This window comes from Pantoea sp. At-9b (assembly GCF_000175935.2).
Lineage (GTDB): Bacteria > Pseudomonadota > Gammaproteobacteria > Enterobacterales > Enterobacteriaceae > Pantoea.
In genome coordinates, this window is record NC_014838.1 from 18,469 (window position 1) to 29,997 (window position 11,529).

Here is an 11,529-nt window from a genome sequence, read left to right on the forward strand (position 1 = left end):
GACTAAAACACCATTTTGTGACCCATTGAGGGAAGTTCTAAATAATTAAGGGGATCAGGCATATCCCATTGCGGTAATGGAACCTCTTTATGATGAAACTCAGGGTGGCGTGCCGGAGAAATTTTAGAACCAGGATAATATTCGTTAACAACACCGAATTCACCGGCTGGCAAAACTTCATCGGGTTTGTTCATGAATTTTTTAGTCTTATAAAAATTCAGCTGACCGGAACTGTAATATGACCTGGTATCCTCATCCGGATTATACATATGCCGCCAGTCGGCCAGTTTCCGCAGCCGCAACCAGAACTCCGGATCCTCAAACGCCATACAGTTACCAATCGCCAGGTCATAGGCCACCGCTTTTTCCTGCACGTTCGGGTCCATCACAATGGCCGAATGCTGGCTGAGTTTTACCGGGTCGCCATATTTCGCCATCTCATCAATTTCCTGGTCGGTTTTATTCCGTAACAGCAGATATTCCATCCGCTGCTGCGAACCGATAATACGGCCACCGGTGAATTGGGTTTTGTAATGAACATTGACCGCACTCAGTTCGGCTTCGGTCAGAATATGCCCCGGCTGGATGCCATAGTCGTGTAACGGTATCAGGGGACGTTTTTCCTTCACCTGCCACACGCCCTCATGGGCACGGGCGGAATAGTCTATATAGCGATCCTCCCCTGCCACCCCGGTCTTAAACTTCATCTCCCCGTCATGACTGCTGCCCATCAGGGTCAGCTCAAACACCTGCGGCAGCGCTTCAGCATTGAGGGTCACGCCACTGTGGTACGGATAGGCGGCGTTGGTTGCCCGGCCGTCATAACGGAAGTCCCCTTCCCGCCAGGCGGGCTTCTCAAACGGACGATGAGTCGGGTTGCCGCCGGTGGTGTAGTGCTGGCAAAACGCCCGCTGGTAAAGGTTCTCCATCCCCGTTGCAACCTGATCGGGAATGCCGCGCCAGCCAACCCCCTGCACGTTCTGTAGCGACACAATGCCATCATCCGGGCAGAAATAGTTATATACCCGGCCATAATTGTTGCGGCTATAGCGCGGATCGCTGTGCCACTGGTGTTTGCGCGCCAGCGTGCCGTCGTTCAGCATCGCCTGCACAAAGTCCGGGTGATAGCGCCCGGACGGATCATATTTGGGGTTGGTAGCCATCAGCCGACAGAAATTACGCATCGTTTCCTGACGGGCTTTAGCGGTCTGCTGGCGGCCCGGCAGCAGGTTCTCCAGAAAACGCGGTTCCAGCGAATAAGGGGAGTGGCAGAGGATGGTGCAGTCAGCAACAGTGTATTGGGGTGCCTTCTGCTTCAGAATCATGTTCGCCAGCATGGTGATAAGGGTGCCCTGGCTGTGTGCCACGATATTGATGGTATCGAGTTCAGTTGCCTTATTTTTTCTGATTTCAAGAATCAAATCCGCCAGCCGCTGCGCCGCAAAGAACTGATAAATCCGGTGCGGATTGCCGTAAATCGGGTGCGTAAAATCACCGCCGTTGAACTTGCGGCTGTAGACTCCCGCCATCCAGATTGCGCCACCGTTGGCTCCCGGCCCGAGCATATCCGGGATACAGGTGGTGGCATTGGCAAAGGTGCCACCATTTTTAGCCGCCGCAAGATTCAGCACGTTGCCGTAGTTATCGTTGCAGAAGCCGCGCATTTCCGGGTTGAGTTTTTTCAGGCGTTTCGGATCATTCTCCTGAAAAGCATCATATGGCAGCACCGATTCCAGCCCGAGCTTTTTGACCTCGTCACGATAACGCTGCTGGTCGGCGTCATAGGTTTCCCGATCCACCGGACGATATCCCCAGTAAAACGGGATCACCGGCGAGCGATCGCTGGCGGTAATACGTCGCGCGGCACCGCTCAGGTCGGTTAAGCCGCACATCTCCGCCCATTCATTGGGATGCATATCGGTGCGGGCCAGCCGGGTATTCAGCCCGGCGACAATCCCCTGCTCCTGCGTCTCGTAGGCTTCACCAATATCGTTGACGCCATGCACCAGAATAACGATGCAGGGTAGCGGGCTGCCAGCCGCAAAATCCTGTGTGATCATCGCCCCGCCAGTCTCACGATCCACACCAATACAAGTCCCGAGTACCGGGTTGTTGAAAACATTGTCTGACCGCTTTTCCTTGCTCATGGTTTTGCCTCCCTTACCAACGTAATTTCCAGCTGTTCGGTTTCCGCCAAATCCAGTAACGGCGAGCAACCATTGGCATCCGTGCTCCCCTCAATCATGCCGCCATCTGAAGTGGTTACGCGAAAGATTTGATGCAGCAGCGGATGCTTGCGGTCGCCATCACGATACAGCCTGACCCTGCGCACCAGAGAGTTAGCCGCAAACACCGGATCAACAATCTTCGCCATCTCGCCTGGCTGATAACTGAGCGTCGGCGATTTCTGTTCAATGTATTTTGGCGAGAAAATTTCTACGCCGCCGCCAGGATGGATACGAATACCACCACCCCCGCAGTGCAAAAACAGCCCCTTTTTCGCGCTAATCTGTACCTCACCATTCACACTGGTGATCTGCATATCCTGTTCGGACAACGCGGAGAGTTTTCCCCGTTGGGCCTGCAAGCTAATGTGACCCGACGCGGCAATAAGTTTGATCCCCACGCGGCGTACAAATGCAGAGATGCCCTGACCTGCCGCCAGCGACAAGGTTTTAAAGATATTCACGCTGCCATTATTGCTGGCGGTAATCACCGCATCCTGCCCGGCGGAAAGTTGCAGGCTTTCCGGCGTGGCCTGCACCAGCCCGGCATCGGCCCAGGCCACAATGCCGGGTTTTTTCAGTTCGGAAAGTGATTGCTGAAGTTGTTGCTGCGGCGCAGTTTCCACGCTATCGGCTCCGGCATTGGCCGCACTCCCTTGCAGGCTATACGCCAGCGTGAGCGCCTGTTCCAAATGGCGGATTGTTTCTGCCATCTCCAGCTGATTACCCTGTACATTGGGTTGTGCCGCGGTGGTCAGCAGGATACCCTCTCCCGCTCTGACGGCGGCATGACGGTCAGTGCGCAACTCGGCACCCTCACCGCGCGGCTGGCGTTTGACATCCACCAGATGGCCGATATTCAGCTGCGTTTTACCAAATTCAGTTGCCAGCTTGATATGTTCATGGCCCTGCTTATCCTCCATTCGTAGCTTGTTTTTGCCATAGGTGCGGATGACGTTGCGGGTGCTGTTGAGCTCATTCACCAGATCAGGATTGGTCACATCATGCAGCACGTGCGCGATGTAAGGACGCTCGGGGTCACCCCCCTCGAATGCGATGGCAACTTCGGTATTGTCCAGTAACGGGAAATGCACGCCGAAACGATCCCCCGCATAAATCCGTGCCAGACGTACCGGCATACTCTCCTGCCCTTTCACCCACTCATCCAGATCGAAGCTGAATTTCACCCGGTAACGCCCCTGCTGATCGGGGCGCGCTAAGGTGTCATTCATATGGTGGCCGGAGATGCGCGCCGGAACGGTACCGGCGATAACAGGGCGAGGGCGTCGTTCCGGGCGATATGCGGCCCGCGCACTCCAGGGCATTCCGCTCAGTTCAGATTCGAACGGGCTGCTGCGTGAGCCACGGCAGATCAGGCTCACCACCAGCCAGCCGTCGGAAAAAGCATCAGGGCAATCCCCGATAATTTCTGACACCATACCGGGTAACAGCGCAGGATCATCCGTCCTTGCTGCCAGTCGCAGGCGATGACACAAATGGCGCTCATGACGAATGCGGGCATAAAACCATGAGGTTTCCGCCTCACCCCCCTGCATGCTTGCCCAGCGGTCACCTTCGCCGTGATGGATATCCGCATAGTGGTAATCCCGCCCACAGGTAAACGCGGCTTGGTTCGCCATATCAGCGGAAGCTTCCAGCGCGGTAAGGCGCTGGATACGGTAGTCGTAATCACGTGTATGTACTGCTGCCGTCACCACCGCAGCATGGCTGGTCATATCACGCAGGGTCAGAGAATCCCCCGCCATACCGGCCTGCGGCAATGCCCTGATTTTATGCCCCAACACGTAACCCGATGGCATATCGCCAAAAACCATTACCGTCAGATGGCTGGCCGTTTTATGCGGTTCAAAGCGAAACCAGATCCCCACTTCAGACAGCAGCCGCAGCATGAACTGCAAGTCCGTCTCTCCCCACTGGACAATCATTTCACGCTCGGGGTAGGTCCAGCACAGGCCCGTCATATCCATTTCGTGACCTTCCATTCCATGGGATTTCAGCACGCGGCCAATCAGTTCGGGTACGGCGACATGCTGGAAGATAGCGTAACGGTGGGTATGGCTAAGCAGTGAAAGGGGGGATTCGAGAACAACTTCGTATAACGCTTCATCGTGACTGGCAGACAAACGGGACATCGCGGTAATAACACCATTCATCTCCCGCTGTGCCAGCCGTTGCCCCTCTGGTGGTGGAGAACCTGAGCCAGCGTCTGAAGAGCCGACGATGCTGAATGAGGCTTTCTTCATCATCAGACTCTCAGGTGCAATGTCACGATCTTCGCAGGTAAAGCGGATGACATAGCGCCAGGGCTGACTCAGCGCTTCCTCACCGGTAAACGACTCAACGTCAACATAACACGTTGATTTTTCTAAATTCAGATGGTAGCGATTGTGGGTGTTGAGCTGAACATCCTCATGAAAATTTGTGTTATTCAACATACTTTCTCTCCCTGAAAGTCGATTCACAACATTTAGTTTCGGGAGAGAATAGTCAACAACGGTGATTTAGTGAACAGCCGCTTATCAATTTTGTAGCATGGGCCTGATTTCTGACTACAACAATGCCGCTTTTACCGCATCCTGTGCATGGATCAGCGTGGTGTCGAACAGCGGTACGCTGGCATCCTCCGGCTTCACCAACAGGGTGATTTCCGTGCAGCCAAGAATAATGGCTTCTGCTCCCTCGGCGACCAACTGCGCAATAATCTCACGATAGTGTGCACGTGATTCCTCGCGAATAATTCCCAGACACAGCTCCTGATAAATGATGTCGTGCACCACTTTGCGTTGCGTTGCCGCAGGCACCAGCACCTCAATACCGTACTCCTGTTGCAGCCGGCCTTTGTAGAAGTCCTGTTCCATGGTGAAGCCGGTCGCCAACAAACCGACGCGTTTTACCCCCGCCTGACGGATGCGTGCCGCCGTCGCATCCGCAATATGCAGCAGCGGAATGTTTACCGCCGCCGTGATTTGTGCGGCGAGTTTATGCATGGTGTTGGTACAGAGCACGATGAAATCAGCACCACCGCGTTCAAGACTGAGCGCGGCCGCCGCCAGAATCTCTCCGGCTTTTTGCCACTCACCGGCAACCTGTAATTGCTCTATTTCTTGAAAATCAACGCTGTACATCAGACTGCGCGCCGAGTGCAATCCTCCCAGCTGCTGCTTAACCTGCTCATTGATGATGCGATAATAGAGCGCCGTCGATTCCCAGCTCATCCCGCCAATCAGGCCGATCAGTTTCATTCTGTGTCCTTTATCTTTTCCGGCCAGCGTGCCGTCGGAAACAACGATAACCGAATATTGAACAAATGGAACAGTGGGACAAACAATGCATGTTCCCGCACCGCGCCCGCTTCCAGGCCGAGCAGTAAGCGGTTCAACTCCATCAACAAAGCCGGTTGCGGCTGGGTCTGTAACGATTTCAGCCGCTGTTTGAGGAACTGACTTAACTCATGGAACATCGCGCCGCTATCGATGTGATGCGCTGTCAGCAGCGTCTGATGCCTTACGTAAAAGTCATAGCAATTGGCCCCCAGCCAGGCTTCGGCAATCAGGTTGCCGCCGGACACCAGATCCGGCACCGGATCAACCCGTTTACGCGGCAAGATCACGTTGACCTTATCCAGCGTGCGGGCCACAAACTGCTGCCGCATCGACATCGTCACCCCATTCAGCCGCATCGCGGTAATAAATTGCAGCAGCTCTCGAATGCCTTTGCGCACCGCGCGTTTGGCCGTCCAGGAGGGGCGCTTGTTACGAATTAACGCGGTGATCACCACGCCAAACACAATCCCCACCATCGTTGACAGTACTGCATTCACTATAAGCAGTAAGTCAGGTTTAAAGTGATGACTCATCCCGATAAAACCGGGTATCTGAGTCGCGACGATCAGGCCAATCAGGTTGGTGGACGGATTGGCAATCACCAGCCCCAGCGCCAACAACCCCGGTGCCAGGCAAATCACCAGTGCTTCGAAGGTAATCGCCTGCGGGATCAGAAACACGATATACATCAGGCTGATCGCCACCGCGATAATGACCCCCTTTAGAAACAGCTTCATCGGGGCAATAGGACTATCCATCCCGGCAAAGAATGAACAGAGCACCGCCGCCATCATCGGCGCAGTCGAACCATCCACCCAGCCGCTGCCGATCCAAAACAAACAAGTCGCGAAGGTGGCGATAAAGGCGGTGAAGGAGGAGAGCAGCAACAAACCTTTGTCGATATGGCGGTGGCTGCGCACCACGGTTTTTCCCGGTTTCACCGTTGGTGTCCACTCACTGACACGTTCGCTCACGCTGTGGTAGGCATTGGCAATGCGCACAAAATTCAGTAAGCGCTCCAGCAAACCCAGCAGCAAGATGCTTTCTTCGCTGTTAAGCCTGCCCTCCTGCCACGCGAGTTTGAGTTGTTCCTGTGCCGCCACCAGATTGTCGTGTACCGGCTGATCATCGGCTCCGTTCAGCCAGACCAGGAATTGCTGAAACGCCTGCGCAACATACTCAGGGAACAGGATTTGTTGCTGTGCCAACAGGTTAAGTCGGGATTCAATCGCCGTTAGCGTCGGGATCAGATACGAGAGATGCTGATATTGCACGCTCACCAGACGCACCAGACGGCGCGCCGCATCCCCTTCATACACACAGTGGGTGATCAGCGTTTCAACATTCAATGGGTAGTTAGCCATCTGAATCAGAATGCCTTCCCGCTCCAGCGCCTTGTCGTGCGGTGTCGACGTCATCAGTTCACTGCATAGCTTGCGCGCATTTTGATACCACTGGCTGACGCTTTGCTCCAACAGATGGCGCATCGATACCGGCATGATCAGGCGATGCACCAGACTGCTACACACAATCGCCACGGTGATCTCCTCAATACGCGAAATCACCGTGTAAGTGATAGACGCCGGCGAGGTCACATCGGGGAAACCCATAATGGCGGCACTGTAGCCCGCCAGCATGAACACATAACTTTTCGGCGTGCGGTCATGTAACGAGAGATAGAGACACACGGCGACCCACAGCGAGATGCACAGGCTGAACAACATCGGTTCCTGTACCGTCATCGGGTAGATTAACAGCGTAAACAATCCACCCAGCACCGTTCCCATAAAGCGGAAGATGGATTTTGACACCGTCGAAGCGGAATAGAGCTGCGAGGCGACATAGACGGTGGTCAGCGACCAGGCCGGTTTATCAAGATTGAGTTCCAGAGCAATGTAAAAAGCCAGAAAGGCGGCAAGACACGTTTTGGCAGAAAACAGCACTGCACTTTGAGAAAGCCACTTCATAAAGCAAAAAAGACCTTGAGCAGGCAGGAATTGGCTTATCCTGGCAGAAGCCTCTGCGGAAGGCATTTTGATTTGTTATACAAATTATTACCGTGCTAATTATATGGGCATCTATGGAAATGGCTGGCGACATTTTCACCCGCTGACTGATTACAGTGAATGGTCACAAAACTCAAACATAAAGTTATAAGCGATCTAAAATCGTTATTTATTGGTTATATATGCGCTTTGTTATGGTGGTAAAAAAACCACGAGAGAACCATGATGACACGTAAAACGCATCTCTTGAGCACCCTGGCGCTAAGCCTTGGACTGCTCTCCGCGCACAGCTACGCTGCCAACCCGGAAACCGTCAACATCGGATATCAGAAAGCCAATATCTTCGCGTTGCTGAAATATCGCGGCACGCTGGATGACGCCTTCAAAAAGGAAGGCATTAACGTTCGCTGGGTTGAGTTTCCCGCCGGACCGCAAATGTTGGAAGGATTGAACGTCGGCAGTATCGATCTGGCGGCAACCGGAGATGCCCCACCCGCCTTTGCTCAGGCGGCAAAAGCCGACCTGATCTATCTGGGCCATTCGCCTGCTAACCCGAAAACCGAAGCCATCGTGGTGCCCAAAGACTCCCCAATTAACAGCGTTGCCGATCTCAAAGGTAAGCGCGTGGGTCTGAATAAGGGTTCGGATGTCAATTATCTGCTGGTCAAAGCACTGGAAGATGCCGGGCTGAACTATAAAGACATCACCCCGGTATATTTGCCGCCTGCGGACGCCCGTGCGGCCTTCCAGAAAGGAGCCATTGATGCCTGGGTGATTTGGGACCCGTTCCTCGCCGAAGTAGAGGCACATACCGGGGCACGTCAGGTGCGCAATGCGGAAGGCCTGGTGCCACATTACACCTTCTATCTCGCCAGCCGCCGTTTTGCTGAGGAACACCCACAGACCGCACAGCAGGTGGTGGATGAGTTAAGTAAACTGAGTGACTGGGCTAACCAACATCAGGACGATGCCGCCGCCATTCTGTCAACATCGACCGGGCTGGATAAAAGCATCTGGCAAACCACGCTGGCGCGTCTGCCCTATGGCGCGCAGCGCATGACTCCGCAGGTGTTTGCTGAACAGCAGGCGCTGGCGGATACCTTTACCCGTGTCGGCTTGCTGCCGGTGAAGGTGGATGTGCGCAGCGCGACCTGGTCGCTGGATAAAAAGTAAGGCTGACAGCGCAACGGCTCAACCATCCGCGCCGTTGCGCATCTCGCATTACTCTCCACTGCCAATCTGCCAGATGGCGGTCGGTGCGGTGCCATTCACTTTCCAGTCACCAATATCACGTGCTTTGTAGATCACCGGATTGTGCGATGCCACGGTGCGCGCGTTACGCCAGTGGCGATCCAGCGCTTTGCTTAAGCGAGTATCGGAAGCGCCTAAGGCATTAAACAACTCGGTGGCGGCACGCGGTACCAGTTCGCTGGCGATCACCTGCGCCTGCCCGGCTTCCGCTTCGGCCAGCTCGTTCACCTGTTTGAGATAAGCCTCATCATGACTGATATGGGCCTCATAAGCTGATTGCAGTGAATGTGCGGCGCGGATCACCGTCGCTTCCACCGCAAAGGCCAGACTGGTCACTTCACCCACCACCTGCAATACCTGCACATCCTGGCGTGAGGCATTGCCATTGCTGTGGCTATAGATGCGCTGACGTGCCGCCACGCCCTGTGCGGCATCACGCGCGGCAGCACGCGCAATCCCGGCCAGCGTCGCCAGCAGGACATGCTGGTAGAAGGCGGTTTGATAACGGAAGCGCTGCGCAAAGTCGAACACATGATCCTGTTCGACGTGGGCATTATCGAACCGGGTGGTGCCGCTGCCGGTCAGACGTTGCCCGAAACCGTCCCAGTCATCTTCACGCCTGACGCCAGGCTGGTGGGTGCTGACCAGCGCGATCACATCGCCCTGATTGTCATTGCGGCGCGCGTAGACATCAATCCAGTCGGCAAACAGCGTGCCGGTGCTGTAAAACTTTTCGCCATTCAGCGTCCAGCCTTTCTCTCCCGGCGTAACGCGGGTGATCACGTCCCCCAGTTTAACCGTACCAATTTCTGTCCAGCCACTGCCCACCAGCTCACCATCAATAAAGCGCCGGAACCAGCTATCCCGCGCTGGGCTATCCGGCTGATTAAGGCGGTCTTCGACAAAGGCGAAATGCGCACGCAGCGCCTGCGGCAAATTCGAATCCGCTTCGGCCAGTTCGGTTAACAGTTGGAACAGTTGCGGTAACGACGCACCCCAACCGCCTTTTTCGGGTGGAATACGCACCGTGCCAAAACCGGCTTCTTTCAGCCAGCCCAGGGGTTCCTCCGGCAACGTGCGATGACGTTCACGATCGGCAGCACCTGCGGCGATGCGTGCAAATACCGGACGGAAATGCGCGGCCAGGCGATCATAATCGGTTCCTGTTGCTAATAAGGTCATGGTTCACTCCTGATGGGAAAGATCGTCGATATCGTGGCGGGTTGGTTCATGGCGTACCGCCAGCAGGAAGAAAATCGGGATAATGGCACTGAGCGATACCACCCAGAACATATTGGTGCCGAGTGCAGCCTGGAGAATTGGCAAAATAAACAGCGCTAAGGCACTGCCGATACCCGACAGCGCACGGCTAAAACCGACGCCAGTGGCGCGAATCGAAGTGGGGTAAGACAGTGCCGGATAGACCATCAGCTGTGCACCGGGCCCAAAACCTTCGGCAAACAGCCACAGACCCAGCATCAACACCGCGAAGACGATACCTGCCAGTGCTTCGGGGTGGCCAATCAATGCCAGCGCAATCAGGGCGACAAACTGCAGGGCGAAGCCAGCAATCGCCACATGGCGTGATGGATATTTCCACGCCAGGCGCATCCCTAACAGACCACCGGTAAAGGCAAATAGCGCATTCAGGCCCAGTGAGGCAGAAATGGTTTCAAACACCCCAGCCCCGAGGAACTGGGCCAGAATTGACGGCAGGAAGAAGGCGATGGCCGTGTATTCAAACGAGATACAGATATTCATCACCCCGGCGACGATGGTGCGTTCGCGCCATGGTTGCTGGAACAGCACACGGAAGCTGACTTTGGGGGCCGCGGCGGCAGGTGGCGCTTCGGGTTCCGCTGCATGAGCATGGATACCATAGGAATCACGCAGGATGCGCACTGCCGATTTCAGATCCCCCTGATTAGCCGCCCACAACGGCGATTCATTCATAAACTTGCTGCGCACTGCGATGATCAGCAACGCAGGCACCGCGCCAAACAGCAGCGAAGCGCGCCACAGCCAGTCGAGATGCTCTTTTGGCAGCAGAAAGTAGAGGCCAAAGATCAGCAGGAAACAGAGTGTCGATGCCGCGTACCACATCGGGCACCAGGCGGCGAGCCTTGCCGCTTTGTTACCTTTACCGGCAAATTTGGAGAATTCAGCCAGGTAGGACATCGCGACCGGCAAATCTATCCCCACGCCGATCCCCATCAGGAAACGCGCGCCAATCAGTACCCAGACATTGGGAGCCAGCCCGGCAGCAATCGCCGACACCACAAAGAACAACATATCGGCCATAAACACCGAGTAACGGCCATATTTGTCGGTCAGCCAGCCGCCGATCAGATTGCCAACAATGGTGCCCACCATGATGGACGAGGTGACCAGCCCGGTGATAAATGGCGAGATCTGAAATTCACGAACCACATCATCGATGCCGTAAGAGAGCGTGGTGAGATCGTAAGCGTCGAGAAAAACGCCACCAAGCGCGAGAAACACTATCATGCGCGCGTAATTGTTTTTATCACTACGGGTGTTGATCAGGCGCGCGACGTCGCTGACCGAACGGACCGGTTCCGAAACCGGCAGGGTGTTGTCTAAAGGGAGTGTGCTCATACCGCCTCACGGTGTTATTAGTTATGCAGGTGAGGTTGTTATAAGCGTTAATCGGCCAGGACCAAAACAACAAATATTGATATT

The 11,529-nt window shown here is 55.0% G+C and carries 7 protein-coding genes; 1 reads left to right on the forward strand and 6 read right to left on the reverse strand.

Annotated features, from left to right (window positions below; all coding sequences use genetic code 11):
- Positions 1-2 precede the first annotated feature (2 nt).
- The 4 genes from PAT9B_RS20310 to PAT9B_RS20325 all read right to left on the reverse strand — a co-directional run bounded on the left by PAT9B_RS20310 (position 3) and on the right by PAT9B_RS20325 (position 7,536).
- Positions 3-2,147: a DUF3274 domain-containing protein gene (locus tag PAT9B_RS20310; protein ID WP_013511141.1), complete on the reverse strand. Its 2,145-nt coding sequence runs from the start codon at positions 2,145-2,147 to the stop codon at positions 3-5.
- Entirely contained in the window at positions 2,144-4,681 is a 2,538-nt protein-coding gene (locus PAT9B_RS20315) for a type VI secretion system Vgr family protein (protein ID WP_013511142.1), read from the reverse strand. The genes PAT9B_RS20310 and PAT9B_RS20315 overlap by 4 nt, the downstream gene beginning before the upstream one ends.
- A 114-nt stretch (positions 4,682-4,795) precedes the next feature.
- Positions 4,796-5,488, reverse strand: coding sequence for an aspartate/glutamate racemase family protein (locus tag PAT9B_RS20320; RefSeq protein ID WP_013511143.1), 693 nt, complete (start codon positions 5,486-5,488; stop codon positions 4,796-4,798).
- Entirely contained in the window at positions 5,485-7,536 is a 2,052-nt protein-coding gene (locus tag PAT9B_RS20325; protein WP_013511144.1) for an FUSC family protein, read from the reverse strand. The genes PAT9B_RS20320 and PAT9B_RS20325 overlap by 4 nt, the downstream gene beginning before the upstream one ends.
- 264 nt (positions 7,537-7,800) lie before the next feature.
- Between PAT9B_RS20325 and PAT9B_RS20330 the strand changes: the two genes are divergently transcribed.
- Positions 7,801-8,748: a sulfonate ABC transporter substrate-binding protein gene (locus tag PAT9B_RS20330; RefSeq protein ID WP_041526069.1), complete on the forward strand. Its 948-nt coding sequence runs from the start codon at positions 7,801-7,803 to the stop codon at positions 8,746-8,748.
- A gap of 48 nt (positions 8,749-8,796) precedes the next feature.
- Here the strand turns inward: PAT9B_RS20330 and PAT9B_RS20335 are convergent, their stop codons facing one another.
- Together PAT9B_RS20335 and PAT9B_RS20340 are read right to left on the reverse strand one after the other, a co-directional pair.
- Positions 8,797-10,008, reverse strand: a complete 1,212-nt coding sequence (locus tag PAT9B_RS20335) for an acyl-CoA dehydrogenase family protein (protein WP_013511146.1) — start codon at positions 10,006-10,008, stop codon at positions 8,797-8,799.
- A gap of 3 nt (positions 10,009-10,011) precedes the next feature.
- Complete coding sequence (locus PAT9B_RS20340) at positions 10,012-11,445, reverse strand: MFS transporter (protein ID WP_013511147.1); 1,434 nt, start codon at positions 11,443-11,445, stop codon at positions 10,012-10,014.
- Positions 11,446-11,529: the final 84 nt, after the last annotated feature.